Source organism: Teichococcus vastitatis, from assembly GCF_003604215.1.
GTDB lineage: Bacteria > Pseudomonadota > Alphaproteobacteria > Acetobacterales > Acetobacteraceae > Pseudoroseomonas > Pseudoroseomonas vastitatis.
Window position 1 is genome coordinate 1 of the sequence record NZ_QXGS01000052.1, and the last position, 15,704, is coordinate 15,704.

General features: G+C 63.2%; 25 protein-coding genes. 5 read left to right on the forward strand and 20 right to left on the reverse strand.

The features are described 5' to 3' along the window. Nucleotides 1-60: 60 nt before the first annotated feature. The 4 genes from D2K64_RS21355 to D2K64_RS21370 are packed head-to-tail and all read right to left on the reverse strand — an operon-like array spanning nucleotide 61 to nucleotide 1,089. Entirely contained in the window at nucleotides 61-264 is a 204-nt protein-coding gene (locus D2K64_RS21355; RefSeq protein WP_120010394.1) for a hypothetical protein, read from the reverse strand. Then, nucleotides 261-602, reverse strand: coding sequence for a hypothetical protein (locus tag D2K64_RS21360; protein WP_120010395.1), 342 nt, complete (start codon nucleotides 600-602; stop codon nucleotides 261-263). Before D2K64_RS21360 ends, D2K64_RS21355 begins: the two co-directional genes overlap by 4 nt. Before the next feature lie 23 nt (nucleotides 603-625). Next, nucleotides 626-859 (reverse strand): hypothetical protein, encoded by a 234-nt coding sequence (locus tag D2K64_RS21365; protein WP_120010396.1) that lies wholly within the window; start codon nucleotides 857-859, stop codon nucleotides 626-628. After that, complete coding sequence (locus D2K64_RS21370; protein ID WP_120010397.1) at nucleotides 859-1,089, reverse strand: hypothetical protein; 231 nt, start codon at nucleotides 1,087-1,089, stop codon at nucleotides 859-861. Before D2K64_RS21370 ends, D2K64_RS21365 begins: the two co-directional genes overlap by 1 nt. 173 nt (nucleotides 1,090-1,262) lie before the next feature. Here D2K64_RS21370 and D2K64_RS21375 point away from each other — a divergent pair, with 173 nt between their 5' ends. The 5 genes from D2K64_RS21375 to D2K64_RS21395 all read left to right on the forward strand — a co-directional run bounded on the left by D2K64_RS21375 (nucleotide 1,263) and on the right by D2K64_RS21395 (nucleotide 3,521). After that, on the forward strand, nucleotides 1,263-1,898 hold the full coding sequence (locus D2K64_RS21375; RefSeq protein WP_120010398.1) for an AAA family ATPase: 636 nt from the start codon (nucleotides 1,263-1,265) through the stop codon (nucleotides 1,896-1,898). A gap of 25 nt (nucleotides 1,899-1,923) precedes the next feature. Next, nucleotides 1,924-2,178, forward strand: a complete 255-nt coding sequence (locus D2K64_RS21380; RefSeq protein WP_120010399.1) for a ribbon-helix-helix domain-containing protein — start codon at nucleotides 1,924-1,926, stop codon at nucleotides 2,176-2,178. Next, entirely contained in the window at nucleotides 2,111-2,635 is a 525-nt protein-coding gene (locus D2K64_RS21385; protein WP_120010400.1) for a type II toxin-antitoxin system RelE/ParE family toxin, read from the forward strand. Before D2K64_RS21380 ends, D2K64_RS21385 begins: the two co-directional genes overlap by 68 nt. Before the next feature lie 16 nt (nucleotides 2,636-2,651). Next, entirely contained in the window at nucleotides 2,652-2,954 is a 303-nt protein-coding gene (locus D2K64_RS21390; RefSeq protein WP_120010401.1) for a helix-turn-helix domain-containing protein, read from the forward strand. Nucleotides 2,955-3,053: 99 nt separating this feature from the next. Then, a complete protein-coding gene (locus D2K64_RS21395; RefSeq protein WP_157986006.1) occupies nucleotides 3,054-3,521 on the forward strand; it encodes a hypothetical protein in 468 nt (155 codons plus the stop codon). A 21-nt stretch (nucleotides 3,522-3,542) separates the two neighbouring features. Here the strand turns inward: D2K64_RS21395 and D2K64_RS21400 are convergent, their stop codons facing one another. From D2K64_RS21400 to D2K64_RS21460, 16 genes are all read right to left on the reverse strand, one after another. Next, complete coding sequence (locus D2K64_RS21400; protein WP_120010403.1) at nucleotides 3,543-5,264, reverse strand: tape measure protein; 1,722 nt, start codon at nucleotides 5,262-5,264, stop codon at nucleotides 3,543-3,545. Beyond that, nucleotides 5,261-5,656 carry a hypothetical protein gene (locus D2K64_RS21405; RefSeq protein ID WP_157986007.1) on the reverse strand — a complete coding sequence of 132 codons (396 nt, stop codon included), beginning with the start codon at nucleotides 5,654-5,656 and terminating at the stop codon, nucleotides 5,261-5,263. Before D2K64_RS21405 ends, D2K64_RS21400 begins: the two co-directional genes overlap by 4 nt. Continuing rightward, entirely contained in the window at nucleotides 5,653-6,033 is a 381-nt protein-coding gene (locus D2K64_RS21410) for a hypothetical protein (RefSeq protein ID WP_120010405.1), read from the reverse strand. Before D2K64_RS21410 ends, D2K64_RS21405 begins: the two co-directional genes overlap by 4 nt. Continuing rightward, on the reverse strand, nucleotides 6,033-6,215 hold the full coding sequence (locus tag D2K64_RS21415) for a hypothetical protein (protein WP_120010406.1): 183 nt from the start codon (nucleotides 6,213-6,215) through the stop codon (nucleotides 6,033-6,035). The genes D2K64_RS21410 and D2K64_RS21415 overlap by 1 nt, the downstream gene beginning before the upstream one ends. Before the next feature lie 152 nt (nucleotides 6,216-6,367). Then, the gene (locus tag D2K64_RS24675) at nucleotides 6,368-6,538 is read right to left on the reverse strand and encodes a hypothetical protein (protein WP_157986008.1); all 171 of its coding nucleotides are present in this window, start codon (nucleotides 6,536-6,538) and stop codon (nucleotides 6,368-6,370) included. Next, the gene (locus D2K64_RS21420) at nucleotides 6,538-6,906 is read right to left on the reverse strand and encodes a hypothetical protein (protein ID WP_120010407.1); all 369 of its coding nucleotides are present in this window, start codon (nucleotides 6,904-6,906) and stop codon (nucleotides 6,538-6,540) included. The genes D2K64_RS24675 and D2K64_RS21420 overlap by 1 nt, the downstream gene beginning before the upstream one ends. 205 nt (nucleotides 6,907-7,111) lie before the next feature. Then, nucleotides 7,112-7,771: a hypothetical protein gene (locus D2K64_RS24680; protein ID WP_157986009.1), complete on the reverse strand. Its 660-nt coding sequence runs from the start codon at nucleotides 7,769-7,771 to the stop codon at nucleotides 7,112-7,114. A gap of 73 nt (nucleotides 7,772-7,844) precedes the next feature. Then, nucleotides 7,845-8,489 carry a hypothetical protein gene (locus tag D2K64_RS21425; RefSeq protein WP_120010408.1) on the reverse strand — a complete coding sequence of 215 codons (645 nt, stop codon included), beginning with the start codon at nucleotides 8,487-8,489 and terminating at the stop codon, nucleotides 7,845-7,847. Next, a complete protein-coding gene (locus D2K64_RS21430; RefSeq protein WP_274379322.1) occupies nucleotides 8,486-8,752 on the reverse strand; it encodes an HGGxSTG domain-containing protein in 267 nt (88 codons plus the stop codon). The genes D2K64_RS21425 and D2K64_RS21430 overlap by 4 nt, the downstream gene beginning before the upstream one ends. After that, the gene (locus tag D2K64_RS21435) at nucleotides 8,749-9,294 is read right to left on the reverse strand and encodes a hypothetical protein (protein ID WP_120010410.1); all 546 of its coding nucleotides are present in this window, start codon (nucleotides 9,292-9,294) and stop codon (nucleotides 8,749-8,751) included. Before D2K64_RS21435 ends, D2K64_RS21430 begins: the two co-directional genes overlap by 4 nt. Further along, a complete protein-coding gene (locus D2K64_RS21440; protein ID WP_120010411.1) occupies nucleotides 9,291-12,569 on the reverse strand; it encodes a DUF7146 domain-containing protein in 3,279 nt (1,092 codons plus the stop codon). Before D2K64_RS21440 ends, D2K64_RS21435 begins: the two co-directional genes overlap by 4 nt. A gap of 157 nt (nucleotides 12,570-12,726) precedes the next feature. Next, the gene (locus D2K64_RS21445) at nucleotides 12,727-13,110 is read right to left on the reverse strand and encodes a hypothetical protein (protein ID WP_120010412.1); all 384 of its coding nucleotides are present in this window, start codon (nucleotides 13,108-13,110) and stop codon (nucleotides 12,727-12,729) included. Continuing rightward, entirely contained in the window at nucleotides 13,097-13,432 is a 336-nt protein-coding gene (locus tag D2K64_RS21450; RefSeq protein ID WP_120010413.1) for a hypothetical protein, read from the reverse strand. Before D2K64_RS21450 ends, D2K64_RS21445 begins: the two co-directional genes overlap by 14 nt. Nucleotides 13,433-13,851: 419 nt before the next feature. Continuing rightward, on the reverse strand, nucleotides 13,852-14,061 hold the full coding sequence (locus D2K64_RS21455; protein WP_120010414.1) for a hypothetical protein: 210 nt from the start codon (nucleotides 14,059-14,061) through the stop codon (nucleotides 13,852-13,854). Then, entirely contained in the window at nucleotides 14,024-14,890 is an 867-nt protein-coding gene (locus tag D2K64_RS24685) for a hypothetical protein (RefSeq protein WP_157986010.1), read from the reverse strand. The genes D2K64_RS21455 and D2K64_RS24685 overlap by 38 nt, the downstream gene beginning before the upstream one ends. A gap of 63 nt (nucleotides 14,891-14,953) precedes the next feature. Next, nucleotides 14,954-15,704: tyrosine-type recombinase/integrase (locus D2K64_RS21460; RefSeq protein WP_157986011.1), on the reverse strand; the 751-nt coding region annotated here is incomplete at its 5' end.

A 15,704-nucleotide genomic window follows, 5' to 3' on the forward strand; every position in this document is an offset into this window, starting at 1 on the left:
GAGAAACGCGGCCTTCTGGCCGCGTCATGTGCTTGGAAAGGGCTGGTTATTGCCGCGTGTTCACGGTGCCGGCGCCCGACCGCGCAGCACCGCCATGCGGTCAGCGTGGTAATGCTGCATCCTGGCGTGCGCCTCGGCCTCCTGGGTTCGGGCGAGGTTCGCTCGGTGCAGCAGATGCTCGTGGGTCTTGCGCTCCGTAACGGTGTCGAAGCTCTTCCAGCACCAGGCGCAGCGCTGGGTGGCCGGGATGGAGTGGCGCGTCATGCCTGATGCTCCAGGAGGGCCTTGGCGCGGTCGCTGAGCGCCCAGATCAGCTCCGCTTCTTCATCCTGAAGACCCCAGTGCGCGGCATCCTCGAGCCGGTCACCCAGCAGAGCCACGCGGCGCAGCAAGGCCTCGACACCCGGCGGCATCTGGTCAGTGAGAGCCTGAAGCGCATCGCGCTCGGACTCACACCAGCGCTCTACGGCAGCCCAGCTGTCGCCGGTCTCAACTCCGTCCTTCTCGGCCATCACCTGGCGGTAGGTGTCGAGGGCAGGATCGACGGGCGCCGCGGCCGACGCCAAGGTCGGACCGATGACGATCGGCAGCATGGCGGCCATGGTGGATCTTCTCGAAAGGGACATCACGCCTCCTCCTTTGGTGCGGCCCAGAGGAGGGGCAGGCGCCGCTCGGCTTCCTGCTGATGGCTCACAAGCTGGAAGTAGAGGTAGTTCAGCCGGCCCTGGACAGGCTCCGGAAGCGCGGGCTCGTTCGCCTCGATGATCATTCCGAGGAGGCCCAGCGCATTCCCGATGTCGGACACGGCGCCGGAGACCGCCTCATAGTGCTTCCGGAACTCGTCGCTGATCTGGGCCATCACGCCAGCCCCGCCACGAGCATGACGCCGACGGCAACGCTGCCGAGCATGGCGGAGGCGATGTAGTCGGTACCGGAGGGTTCGGCTGCCAGGAAGGTGCGGAGCGGGGGCAGGGATCCGGTGGCAAGGTATGCCGCGGCGACCTGGCTGCGGGTGGGGACGACGTCGGCAACGTCGATCGAGGGTCTTCTTCTGAGCGCTGGCACGGGTGTAGAGACATACGTAGCCATGGCCTTGCTCCTTGCGCGAGTAGGTGGTGGTTAGGCCGGGCAGTAGGGTGGCCGCCCTACTTCCCGGCCGCTTCAGCTTCTGCTTTACGCTGTTATGCGTTAAGCTGCCTCCGTGATTGCGTTGGTAATGCGTTTGTATATCGCATGTCAATCGCTCGTAGTGGGGGGTTTGCATGATTTTGGTGGTGGGCAACACGAAGGGCGGGGTCGGCAAGACCACCGTGGCCGTCAATTTGGCGGTACTGCGCGCCTTAGCCGGCCGTGACGTGCTGCTGGTGGATGGCGACGAGCAGGGCACCGCCAGCCTGTTTACCCAGCTGCGCGCCGACACCCTCGGCAAGCCCGGCTACACCTCTGTCGCGCTCCATGGAGCGGCGGTTCGGACGCAGGTGCGCCAGCTCGCGCCCAAGTATCAGGACGTCATCATCGACGTGGGCGGCCGCGACACCGGCAGCCTGCGCGCTGCACTGACGGTGGCCGACGCCCTGCTGGTGCCGGTTCAGCCTCGCAGCTTCGACGTCTGGGCTCTGGATCAGGTAGCGGCGTTGGTGAAGGAGGCCCGAGAGATCAATCCTGATCTACGGGCCATGGCCTTTCTCAATGCGGCCGATGCCCAGGGCCGCGACAACGCTGACGCTCAGCAGGCCCTGAGCGAGGTGGATGGTGTCGAGGGCCTGAAGGCCATGCTCGTGCGGCGGAAGGCATTTCCCAACGCTGCGTCGCAGGGCCGGGCGGTGACGGAAATCCAGCCCCGAGACGCCAAAGCCATTGAAGAGCTGGGTGCTTTAGCAGATATTGCGTTCCAATAGATAAACGATACCAGGACGCAATACATTGGCAATCGCGCGTAAACCGGGAAGCAGTACGCCGCCACCTGATGAGGTCGCGGCGGAGAAGTTCATCCAGGCTGCTGGGAAAGTGCCTGAGAAGGTCGAGCCGGCGGATGAAAGCGGGATGAAGCCAACCATGATCCGGATGGAGGAGGCTCTCCGGAAGCGGATCGATGCGGCCGCTAAGGCTGATGGCATGGGTCGATCGGCCTGGATCCGGAACGCCTGTATCCAAAAGCTGGAAGGGCAGGGCCGGTAAGCTCCGTCTCACGTCCTCGCGATATGAGACACTCCAAACTTACATTCAGATTGACCCTCAAAATGCACCGTGTAAGGTACATATATCAACGGCGGCTGCTGTGACCGGGGCCGCTGAGAAGAAGATTACAGTGAGGTTTTGGCGGTCCGAGAAAGGCGCCGAACCAGTCCGTGATCTGATTAGGGGCTTGTCAAAGAATGACAAGGTAAAGGTTGGAGACGACCTAAAGACTGTAGAGTTTGGGTGGCCGATCGGTATGCCGACATGCCGCCCTATGGGTGACGGCCTTCATGAGGTACGCACTTCTTTAAACAGCAATCGAGAGCTACGCGTTCTGTTTTTCGTGCAAGGACAGGAAGCAATGCTGCTGCATGCCTTCTTCAAGAAGGCACAGCAGACACCGAAACAGGAATTGGATCTGGCACGGGCCCGAATGAAGGGTTGCCGGATCCGATAGAGGGGCAAAGAAAACAATGACCGTCGAGAAAGAGATTTCTGGCTGCGCTGGTTCCTCTCTCGATGATTTCCTCACTGAGGAAGGGATCCTCGAAGAGGTTGTTGGCCTGGCGACCAAGCGTGTGATCGCTTGGCAGCTGGAAGAGATTCGCAAGAGGCAACGGCTTTCGAAGGCTCAAGTGGCAAAGCGGATGAACACCAGTCGAACTCAGGTTGATCGCCTCTTTGACCCAGAGAACCCTAAAGTGCAGCTCGACACTGTTGCGCGTGCGGCCCAGGTCATGGGTGTTCGCATGAAGATCGAGTTCGAAGACGCCTAAGCTTCGAGCAAACTCGCACAGAACATAAGGGGCCTAACTGGCCCCTTTTTGCTGTTCTCGATAATTCTGCTTACTGCGAACCGGAGAGGCTTAACCCTGATGGATAAAAGACTAAGCAGCCGTCTGGATGCGGCATTGAACCTCAAGGGCCAGAAGGATCGCCAGGCTGCTGAGAAGCTGCAGGCGGAGGAAAGAGCCAAGCAGGAAGTCGCACAGAAGAGGAAAACGGCCGTAGAGCGTTGGGAGAAATCGTACTCCGACCTTCAGCAAGCTATCACCAACGTCAATGGAACGATCAGCGGTCATGACATGGAACTAGCGATAGGGTCTGAGGAAAACAGCCGCAGTTCTGGTCTTGCGCAAGTTCACGTGGTCCTTTCCGGCGTTCGCGGAAGCGCCAGGAAAGTCGTTTTCAACGTTGATACCCTTGGAAGCATTCACCCTGTTTTGTTGATCCCACACACAGGGGAACGTCAGCCTAGGTTTGAAATTTCAGGCGACGATGTTGCAGCCTACGAGGCCATCCTTGTCGACTTCATCGATCAGGTGGTGAAGGCGATAGAGTAAGCTCTACTGCCTTACTGACCCTTACGGCGCCGCCCCTAACATTCCGCCGGCGCCCTCAGCCCCGGGCAGGGCCATGCGGAACTGGCGGGATAGCTGCTCCATGGCGCTGTTGAATCCGGCATTGGCGCGGTCCACTCCAGCGTTTGCGCCGGCCGCCACCTCTGCCCCAGAGACGCCCGTCGCATTGACGGTGACATTCTGGTTGAAGGTGTTGTTCTGGGTCGCCGTGGTGTTGTTGGTGGGCCGCATGCGCGCGATCATGTCCGAGCCAGTCATCGCATCAAGCATGCTCTCGCCCGGCCGCAATGGACGCATCGTTCCATCAGGTTGCTGCACCTGACGATTGAAGCCCAGCATACCCAGGAAGTCCGATAGCTTGCCGAATAGCGGGTTGGTGATGCGCTCCTGCGTCAGGGCACCGGCCTGCGCGCCATAGGCCGGCAGATCCTGCGGCGGCTTCGCATCCTGCCCGCCTTCGTAGCCGAGCCACTTCCTCATGGCCGGCGGGAAGTTGGCGAACGCCTCACCGGCCCAGTTCCGGAAGTAGGCCTTCAGCCGATCCCAGGCGGCGATGATCTCGTCCGGGGCCCCAGTGAAGAGGGTCTTCACGTCCTGGAAGACGCCCTTCAGCGGCGCGATCAGATCCTCGAACGGACCGAACCACTCACCGAACAGGGTCTTGGTGTTGGCGCTCGTCACCCAGGCATAGAAATCCTGCAGCATGGCGCCGAAGAAGACGACCGCGGCGGAGGCTGCCAGGAAGGGACTGGCGATCAGCGCCGCCCGCACCAGCAACGCAGTCAGAGCGCCATTCATCGCCAGGATGGCAAGGGTCACAGGCGGGATGCCCCAGAGGAGCGCTCCCATGATCCGCTCGAGACCGCCCAGCTCATTCACGGTGTCGCGGATGCCCGGAATGTATCGTCGCCACTCGTCGAACTTCCGGCCAACTGCTTCGATCGCGTCTGCAAGGAGGCGGGTGAAGCCAAATGCCCGCTCCAGATCCGCGACCAGGCGGTCCATGGCGACGCGAGTGCGGGCTGTCGCCAGGCCGACGGTGACTTGCATGCGGCCGAATTCATCGCGACCAGCTTTGGCGGCCTCGATGAGGGCGGGGAGGACGTTCTTGGTCGTCAGCTTCCCTTCGGAGCCCATCTCGCGCAGCTGCGCGTTCGTCGCGCCCAGCGCTTCGGCGAACCGGTTCACCAGGGCGGGCGGCGCAGCCTCGAGGAAGGCCTTGAGCTCATCTCCGGCGAAATTCCCGCTGTTGATCGCCTGACCGAGCTGGAGGAACACCGAGGACGTCTCAGCCGCCGACGAACCGGCCGCGAGCAGTCCCTTCTGGATCCCGTCGATCAGACTGATCGTGTCGGCCATCCCGTAGCCGGCCGTCTTCATGGCCGGACTGAAGCGTAAGAAGGCTTGCGAGGTCTCGGTCAGCGCCACGCCTGTCTCGCGGGCAGAGGAGTACAAGCTCTCGAAAGCCCGCGACGCGCCGTCCATGGAGCCGGTTGCGGATTGCAGCCGGTTCATGGTGCTGGTCATCTCGTCACCAGCACGGATGATCTCGTTCACACCGAGCGCCGAAGCGATGCCAGCCGCGACGCCGGCGGCCATCCGCGCAATGCCGATGGTGACCTGCTCCGCTCGCCGGACCGCTTGGTTGAGACCGCGATCAAACTCATTCAGGCCGCGCTGATCGACCTTGAAGGAGAGAAGGGTCTCCAAAGCGCGGACGATCATGCTCTGTACCCCTTCGCCTGGCTTGCCTCAGCGATGCGCTCTCGCCGTTCCATGGCTGGCCGTACCACCGCGGCAATCTGCCCGGGCACCCTGGACAGCTCGTCCGCAAGCGCCTCGCCGGCAGCAATCAGCTCATCGAGCCGGGCTTCCGCACGCTCCACCTCGGACTTCAGGATGGAGAACTCGAGCATGTCGACGGGACGGCCGGCGAGCGCATCGGCCTGCATCTGCTGGATCCGGGAGAGCGCACGCTTACGCACGCTGTTCAGCGCATTGCCCTCTGCGGCAATGGCGTCGAGGCGTGCCACCTTGGCTTGCCCCTCGGACGCGACTTCCGCCAGGCCGGGGATAGCGGATTGCTCCTGAGGACCAGATTTATCAGGAGTCATCACGCCCCCTGACTGCTGAGCAGTAAGGGCGTTTCCAACGGGCGGCGCGGCGAGATTGCAGCCCGTCGCTCGACTACCTCGTGACCACGGCCTGCGCTGTAACCGTGTGGCCGCCCCTCGAGAGAGCGCAGGTACTTGCGATGTGCCTCCAGCGCTTTCGGAAGATGCCGCGTCAGGGATGCAATCGGATCGAAGGAAGCACTGGACCGCTTAGCAGCCTGGCGATCCAGCGTGACCCAGGTCATCGCATCATCGAGGATGTCGAGGGCGATTTCCTGGCCGTCATAGATGACGGTGATGCCGGACGGGAACAACCCGCCGGGCTGGGTCAAAGCGTTGATGACTGCCCGGCGTGTGGCCTTCTCGCCATCCTGCGTCATTACCGGCTGCCCCGGCGCATCATCACATTGCGCGCCTGCTGAGCACTGATGATCTTCTCAGGCGATCGCGCGGCATCCATCCGGATCCCCTCGTCTTGCTTGTCACGCTGGATCATCATGGCTCGCGCTTCCTCAGCGCTGCGGGGTGAGCGGATCTGATCCATCCGGAACTCGGTCTTCATGGTGTCCTTCCTGTGCTGGGCTGATGCGGTGAGTTCCGCGTAGGTCGGGTAAGGAGAGCGGTAGGGGACATCCGGTTTGCGTCGACGAGCTTGCTTGTCCACATGGAAGCGGGGGCCCGGCAATGGTGTGATCTTGGGTCCGAACGCGCCCATCAGCCGGCGCCCCCCGGCGTCACATCCTGCAGCTCACCCGCGGCGATCAGCGCCTGGACGTCAGCACGCTGGACAAATGCTTCAGGAATGGAGGCGTGCTGGCCCGGCGCGATGCTGATGTGGCTGGGGAAGGTGATGTAGCGCTTCGATGTGTTGCGAATGGTACGCATCAGGGATTTCTTTCATCAGCGCGAAGGATCAGCGCTTCCGCTTGGCCCGGGGCACCGTTCCACTCCTCGAACCTACTTTCGAAGTAGAGCGGCACGAGGCAATCGGGCACGCCATCGAAGGAAAGGGCAAAGCCGCTGCGGCGAGCGAACGCCTCGCAGAATTGGCGACGAACATCGGCATCCGCGCGACTCTCGGTGCCGGCGCCAACCAGCTCGGCCACCATGTCGCGACGGGTCTTGCCGTGCTGGTTCAATTCGGGACTGTTGAGATCCGGCGCTTGCGGCAGGAAGGATGCCGCGGCTGCCCAATCGGTGGGGCGCGACGCATTGGCCGGGTCAGTTCGGAATTCGATGCGGGAGATGCCCACGGCCGCTCCGGTTGATCCATCCAGGCGGCGCCTGGTGCAGCGGTGCTGCGTTACTGGGATCGGGCCGGAAGGCCGCGAGATGAGTGTATATTACTGCATTCTCGTTAGATTGCTAGATCAATGCTTTGATGGAGGAAGCAGTGAATCCGGTTGCCATCCTAGACCTGATCGCCAGCGTCATAGCGGCGCGAGAGATAAGGTAACGCTAATCAGACCGCTCCCGATCTCGCTCGGAAGAAGAGCGCATAACAGGAAACTTGGAGGTATTTCTTTCTTCTGGTACATTTAAAAGAATGTAAACTTTTAGAAAGAACGCCGCTTGGTTCGCCTGCTTCCGACTTTTAAGTAGGTAATCACGCATACTTCTAATCATATCTACTGGCATAGCAAAAGCCCGCTCTTTACTTCTAGATTCCTCCAAAAGCGCGCTATAGAGTTCATATCTTTTATTTGAAGTTTCTAGGAAAGGCTTTACTTCTTTTGATATTTTAAGTTTCTCAATGTCGCCAAAGTTAATTATTAGAGGGGGCTTCTCAACTATATTTTTTATATTAGCAATGGGAAGATTAATGTTTACTGCGTCAGAACTTACAAGATCCAGAATCTCGCTTAGGCGCTGTGCCGCATCGTTGTAGTAGCTAGCTACAGCTGAAAGCTGCTTTTCCAGTTCCTCGGACCATTCCTTCCGGCGCATAGCTGCTGCTTCTGCAGCCTCGCGCCGCTTGCGGACTCTTATTCTCCATTTCCTGACAAACCAGGATAGAGCCGCCAGAAGCGGAGTTCCAACTGTAGCGAGCGGTTTCCAAATTTCCCCAAGTGTTCCAGTGACAGATTTAATGGTCGTTAAATCAAAGAAATTTTCCATGTCACCCGCAGCAGGTTAAAGATTGGCCTGAGAAGGCAAATTATCGAAAGTGAAAAGGCTCGAAGGAAGCGATTCATTCTCCAGATCCCGGCCACCTTTTCAGAGCCTCGATCACCAACGTAGTGCCGATCTTGTCGGCCTTATCGGTTACCCATTGGCCGGCTTTCCCCAGCATGCGGAGACTACCGCCCACCTTCTCTGGATTGCCTTCGTTGGCGGCTATCTGCGCAGAAGCTATCTGCCCGACCGCAACATAGTGCTCGGTCAGGGTCGCCTCCTTGGCCAGCGCCGCGCACAAGGTGCCGAGTTGGGTGGCTAGTGCTGACAGGTCGATGCCCGCGTGGTTGTTCTGCGTCACTGGAGACGCCTGGCTACCTTGCTGAACAACACCACCTGACATGCTTTGGATCTGCAGGATCTGTACGGCTGGCGGGAAGAAATCCGAGCCTTGCTGGGGATTCCGAAGAGCACGCTCAATCTGATCAATGCCATCCGCGGTGATAAAGACGACCGGAAAAGTGCTGACTAGTCCCAGATCTTCAACCAGGCGCCGCTTGATCAGGTAGCCGGCCGCGGCTTGGCCGTCTCGCGCATCCAGACCCATTTGCTGGATCAGGCCAGCTGTCTTTACGTCATGGTTCTGGTCGCCACGGGTCTCTGCATAGATGCGCTGCAGAAGCTTCAGAGCGTTTCCGCGAACGTCGAACATCTGGATCATGCTTTCTCCCTGAGCACTTTCTGCTCTGCCTTCAACTCGCGGATCAGTGCTCGGAGCTCCCGCATCTCGCCAGAAAACATGCCGTGCTTCATCCTCGCCGCGCGGATGCGCTCGATCCCTTCTGCCGTGCGGGGACCAGTGCTCTTGCCGCCGTGCATCTTGCAGCGGCCGTTGGCCATGCCGGCCGCCGCGCAGGGTGTACCGGCCCGGGTCTTGGCGCCACATCGCGGCGCCAAGCGGGCGGCAGTGAGATCCCAGCTCAACGGTTCCCCTCGCTGTTGACGTTGCCGACGATCGCCTGGCCGCCCTCCTGCACCACCACGCGCTCGACCCGCACAACCTGCGGGCCCTTGCCGCGGCGGCGCTGAAGGGCCTCCGTCATCTCGACCATCGAGCGGGCGAGATTGGCTCCATCCTTCCGCATCTTCGCGGCGATCTCGGACGGCTGATCCGGGATCACAGATCGGCGCAGGCATTCCATGGCGGCGAAGTGCAGGGCCACCGCCTGGGCCGCCAGCAGGCCCTCGACCTCGTCCTTCGGCTGGAAGCCAGCCATGGCTTGCGCCGCGGCGGATCCGATCCGGCTCTTCTGCTCTTCGTCCCCGGCAGGGCGGCCAAAAGCCACGCCCAGGACCTCCCGGTACAGCATCGAGTTGAACATTGGGTTGTCGCTCCCGCCCATGCCCTTGAACGGGTTCTCGGGGTTCATGCCGCCCGTCGCGGTGACAGGGCCCAAATCAGTTTGAACCACGGTGGCCGCCGTCTCGGTCGTCGGCGTCTGGGTCGGCTTCAGCATCTTCGTCATGTCACAGGTTCCAAGCCAGTCGGTTTCGATACGGAGCGGCCCTTGGCAGCCAGGGAAATCTGCGGCGGATCGCTGCCGCAGCCTGCCTCTGGAGTGACGGACCGCTTGAAGCGAAGCCTATCGTCACGACCACCTGGGCCCGGCGCATGAGGTGTATGTGCCGTTTCGAGGTCATCGCCCTCCACCCCCGGCTGGGTGGGCTCCGGATCAGGTTCCGGCGGCGGCTCGTCCAGCTTCAGCCGGGCCAGTTCTCCGATCCGATCCTCCAACCAGCCGTGCAGATCCGTCGCTTTGGAGGGGTCGAAGATGACCTTGGCCGGCCGCTGGCGCTCACCAGCCTTCTGGTAGGTGGCGGACAAGCACAGGGTAACATTCCCCTTATAGAGATATTCCTTAAAGGGGTTTGTTACCCTGTGGTCCCGATTGAAGGCCATCTTGGCGGCGGCCGGGCTCCCCCAAAGATCCGGGAAACAATGGGCAGCATCGGTGGGGCTGAGCACCGCCACCCCTTCCCGGCTGAGCATGAGATCGATCGGCGACGGCATCAGGCTCTCCCAGGTCACGGCCTCATGGATCTCCAGGGGAAGGGGCCGGTCGGTCAGCACCAGCACCTCGAGCGGGTTGGTGGCGGACCGGCTGGAGCCACGGCCACGGCCAATGATCTGGATCAGCTCGCCCTCGCAGATCTGCCAGCGGATGGCTTCGGCCACCGGGTCGGGGTGGAAGTCGGCTTCGGCGGTGACGCTGGATCCGTCCGCGAGCTGGATGGCCCCGTCGCGGCGCTCGTACCGGATGGCACGCTGGGCCACCGCAGCGCCGGTCAGGGCTTCGGCCAGGCGCTCCACGTCGCCCGGGCGGGGCAGGGTGCGGCCGACCACCACCAGGCGCTCCACGCCGCCCCAGCGGTCGATGCCGGCCACGGCGTTATGGTGCGCGTAATCGACATTCTCGGGAGTATGGCCGCAGGTCTCCCAGTGCTGCCGTACCGCTTTCTGGGTGACCACCAGCACCTTGCCGGAGGTGGCGAAGGCCTCCCGCATCACCGCGGCGCGGAGGCGCTCGGAGTTCTTCAGCCGGCGCTCGTTCTCCTTGGGGGTCTGGTGCTCATCCGGCACCAGGGCGGACTTCACCCAGTCGCGGCCGGTCATCTGGCGGATCCGCATGTTCGGGGCTTGCGCCTCGATGTCGGCGACCATCTCCAGGCCGGGCCAGTAGAACCGGGCTAGGTCGGGAGCGAGGAGGGCATCGATCAGTAGGGTCGGCGCCAGCCAGCCCTTGGTGACGCTCCGGCGGCCGCGCAGGCGGATGACACGCTGCGGGCCATCGGGCGTGTCCTTGGTGACGAGGGAGGCCCAGCCGCTCGCCACGGGCCCGCCATCCTTCAGCAACTCGGCCAGCGCCTTGAAGAACCAGGCGGTGCGCTTCACCAGCCGGTTCTCCTGGATGTCCTCTACCATCTGCCGGCGCTGTTTGGCGGGCATGCCTGGGTAGAGGCCGGGATCCACCAGCCGGCGCCATGTATGAACCTGACCATCCGTGCCGGTTTCGAAGGTGAGGCCGAGATCCAGCAGCGCCTGCCTGTTCAGCGGTCCATCCGGCATCTGATCCAGGGCGGCGCGGGTGATGCGGTGCACGTGGCGCAGACGCTGGGTGGCGTGCCCGGGCTGGTCGTTCGCGATGAACACCCCGTCGGTCAGCGCGTCGAGGTTCAGATCGACTGGCAGGCCATCCACGCCATCCAGGCCCTTCTGGATGACGCTCTCATCCACGATCACCGCGGCCGGGATGCCGACGGCCTTGGGCTTCTCGTGGAACAGGCTCTCATGCGGCACCAGCCAGAAATCGGCGATTGCCTGCTTCTGGAGTTGATAGCCGCAAGCGCCATGGAACGGGCACTCGACGGCTGGCATGCCTCTCGGCTTATGGCGGCAGAGGCTCTTCTCGATGTTGAGCCCGAGGCTCTGCACCTCCCGCACCGCGTCGAGATCGTGGCACATGGCCTGCCCGGGCTGCTGTGGATCCGGTGCTTCCCGCCCGCGCCACACCCCGGCGGTCAGCCCGGCGGCCCGGGCTTCCGGCAGCGCCATGAAGGCCGCGGCCTGCTCCTCGCCCAGCTTGTGCGTCGGCACCGCCATGATGATGGTTCGCCTGTCGCCTCTGGCGCGGAGATCCGCGAGGAAGCGAGCGGCACCGATGCGGCTGAGGTGGCTCTTGCCGACGCCGACACTGACCTTCGCGCCCCAGACGATCGGCGCGGCATTGTCTTGGACGTCGGGATCGTACTCGGCCGCCCGCTCGAAGAAGCTGGTGACAGCCTGGCCGAGCCGATGCCGAGCGAGGGGCAGCGGCAGAGCCTTGCCGGCCGGCGGCTGAGGGCCGCGCGGTTGGAGTGCGATCTCGACCCGGGCCAGCACGGCGGCAGACCCGTTCTGCTGCAGGAGATCGTTGAAGTCGGACTTGTTGTAGCGCCGGTTCGGCCAGGGCCGGGCGATGGCGATCTCGCGGCCTTCGCCCTGCCAGCGGCTGATGGTTTTCTGCAGGGCCTTGGAACCTGGCGCGTCCTTCGGGTCATCATCGGCGCAGACCACGATCACGCGGAAGTCTGGCACCGGCAGCTTGCCGACCCCGCCCAAGCCTACCCAGGTTTCGCGTCCGGTGGCCGCCCAGAGGCTCAGCGCGGTTTCCGGACCCTCCGCCAGCAACAGCGGCCCGGAGGCGCCAGAGAGCCTTACAGCGGCTCCTGCCTGGGGCCCGAAGCTCTGCTTGATCGGGCGTCCTTCTTCCTGCGGCCGCTTCTTGCCGTCGGGTGTCAGGTGGATCAGCTGCACCGCCTGTACCGTGCCGTCGGCCAGCGTGGCGGCGACCATTAGGGCATTGCGGCCGGGATGGTAGCGAACACAGGACGGCCAGCCCGATGCTGGGCGTGGGATCTTGCGAGTGTCGGTGAGGTAGAGGTCGGCCGGAGTGCCGATTGGCGGCTTGCCCTGGTTCCAGTACCGGCGGGCCTGCTCAATCCTGGCGGCGTCCTCGTCGATGACGGAAACGGTCGCTTGGCGCTGCCGGATGGTGTGCGCGATGCGGGGCCCGGTGCCCAGGAACCCACGCGCCCACTCCACCGCTTGCGAGAAATCTCCTCCGCGCTCCTGCATGATGAGCGCCAGCATGTCGCCGTGATCGTCGCCGTCGAAGTTCCGCCAGTGGCCGCGTCCTGCGCCACGTACCGTGACGGAGAAGGCCCCTTTGCGGCCCCAGCGCCAACGACGGCCCAACCGCATGGTCGGCTTGCCGAGCAGCGTCTCGCACAGGCTCTCAACACTGGCCTCGAGGCCAGCGCGGATGTCGTCGAGTTCTTCGTCGGTGAAGGTCAGGGCTGCCGCCGATCAGCCGCGCCGGCAGCGGGATTGCTCCCGAGAATATCCCTTCTCCGGGGCGTCATGCCGCTTCGCTCACCAGCTTGCGGATGATGCCGTCCAGCACTTCTATCTGCTTGGCGCTGATCCTCGGGCGTCTGCCGATTTCCTGCAGGAACGCGCCTTCCCAAGGAGTGAGCCGCGACCGAAAGCCCAATGCCCAGTGCACTTTGGAAACATGGCCCCAGGACGGGCGGGATGCGCGCTGTGGTGCCGGCGAGGGCTGCGGCGGCGACGGTGGTGGCAGCGGTGATGCCGCGAACACATCCTGCCAGGACATGCCGTGCTTCTGGAGGAGGCGCGTGGCTTGCCATGCGGCGGCCGAGCGCTCTCCTTCCTGGTCCGACCCCAGCAGGCCGCAGATCTTCACCAGCTTGGAGGCGACGGCTGGGTCAAGGCCGCACATGCCGGCGTCCCTCCAATCCGTGCGGATCTATCCGCCAGAGCATCTTCTGGGAATTCGCGCCGCGGACGATCTGCTCGCGAAGGGCGATCACCAGGAGGCGCTTCACCTCGGCGCGGATGGCGTCCTTGAGCGGCGGATCGATGGACTCACCGGGTGGGAAAAGGCAGACGCCGCGGCCATTCACCAGGATGAGGAACTCGCGGTTCGGCGACCGGAACTCGATCCGGGCCAGCATGGAAGCGCGGCCGTTCTCTGGCGTGATGCTGCGCACGTCGAGGGTGAAGGCGGAGACGGCCAGAGAGGGATTGGATGCGCTGCTCATTCTGCGCCCCTCCAGCCGCCGCGCTGGGACAGCGCCACCAGCTTGCCCATCACTCTGCGGCGGTACGGCGTCATGGGCAGTTTTGCCGACGCCACCCACCACAGGAACCTGCGCTGGGTACTGTTGAACCGAGACCGGCCCGCAATCAGCTGAAGGGCAATACACCGAGCTTCGATGGGCGATACGTCGAGCGCGGGCGCCATCCACCAGGGACGGTCAGGATTTACAACGGAAGAGAGAGTCTGCTGCACTGGACATCGCTTTCGATGCCGTGAAGACAAACCGGTGGCGAAAACAGCAGATCCGCGCTATATCAAGATCGCTCTGATCGTGTAGCGCATGCGTATCTGCCCCTTCGCCGGTTCGTCCCCGGCGGAGGGGTTTCTACTTCTGGATCTTGGCGTTCGCTTCGGCGGGGCTCATGCGGCCACCTGCGAGGCTGGCAAGCCAAGTGCGGCGGCGATCTGGGGGACATCGGCGGGATCGTAGGTCCAGCGGCCGTTGTTGCCCTGCTCCGCCTGAATGCGGCCCTCAACGGCCGCGCTCCAGATGTAACGATAAGCGATGGTGTGGCCGGTGAACCGGCCGAGATCACGGGGTAACTGGGTAAGGACCCGGCGCTGGGCCATGCTCGTCTCTCCTAATGGTGTTGGAGGGACCAGCCATGCGCGACGACGACGGTTGAGATTTCTCACTGCCGCTATTAGGTTCCGGGTTGTCAGTAGTCCCGGCCGGGGTCGCGCTTGGCTGGTTAGTACGCATGGACGCCGCCCCTGGCAGGGCGGCGTCTTTGCGTTCCGGGGTCTCCACTGGCATAGAGTCCGTATTTATCGGCAGCTTTCCGGACTGGTGGAGCAAACTATCGTAGTAGAGTTCGCCCAGTCGGAAAATAAATGCTCCTGGAATTTCAGTAACACGCTGAATGACCGAGTTCTCTTGTGAGAACTGCACTTGGTCATTGTTCGAACGGTCATTATTGGCGTAGATTTCACGCCGCTCGACTGAATAATCCCGCCCGATCCAGTCCAACTGAACCGTGAGGGGCGAGAGGTAGAACTTAATGAAGTGAGGCAAGTGCCTGCCTCCACTGGGTTCCTTCCCTTCAGCCTGGGCCATCAGGAAGGCTGCAACACCCTCGATCATACTGATCAAGGCGCCGTGGAGTGTCTGCCCCTGCAGCTCTTCGTGCTGTTCCTGCGAGTAGGGATAGACCGTGAGGAAGCTAGCGTTCCCGAGGATCCGAGCTGTTTCTGCAGATTTGATAGGCTCTGGAGCAGCGAGACCAATGGCGACATAGGCTAGCTGCCCAGCATCGAAGTGAGGGGCAGCAGCGCCGCCCCCCTTCTGAGCTCGTGGAATCAGCCCTTCGGCACGCTGGGGCCGAAGGTAGCGATCGGCGGTCACCCTACGGATGCCGCTTTCGTCTAAGACCGCCATGACTTGCGCGGAAATCGCCATAGACGAGAGCATGGCATGTCAGAACGGGCGCCGCAACTGTTCTCTTTTACTTTTACTCGCGCCTTAGATCCCCTTCGCCTCGTAGAACCGGGCCACTGCGCCCCGCCCTGCCGCCAGTCGCTCGCTGTAGCGCGCCGGCATGGTCGGGGTGCTCCACCGGCCGGCCTGCATCACCGCTGGCAGCTCGGCGCCGGCGGCCACCAGATCCTGCGCCATGCCGACCCGGCAGCTGTGTCCGCTGATCCGCACCGCGTCGACGCCGGCCTTCGAGGCCAGGGCCTTCAGGATGTGCGGCACGCTGCAGTCGGTCAGGGAGGCGCCAACTTTTCCGCCCTTGTCGATCGAGCGGAACAGCGGCCCCTCCACGATCTCGGCGCCCACCATCCAGGCTTTCAGCGCGGCGCAGGTCCGCGGCGCCAGCCAGCGCACCGCGCCTTCGCCGGCCTGGTCGGTTTTGGAGCGGCGGATGGTGGCCGTGCCGGTACCGTCAGCGCTGAACTCGACGTCCTCGACCTGCAGAGCCACCACCTCTGACCGGCGGGCCAGCAGATCTCGCATGACCAGCAGCAGGGCAATATTTCGCATATCCGCGAGCCGCTTACCGACGGTCGCCAGCACTCGCTGGACCTCCAGTTCGCCCAGCGGCGCCGCTTGGCGCTGACGCACGCCGAGGGTGCGGGCCATGCGCTTCAGCGCCAGCCGCACCGGCTCGGCCTTGGTCGGATCCGCCAGGCCGGCGGCGCGGTGGAGTGTGGCGATACCCCAGACCATCTGCCGGATGGTGGCCGGCCGCTTCGCCTGATCGGTCATGTCG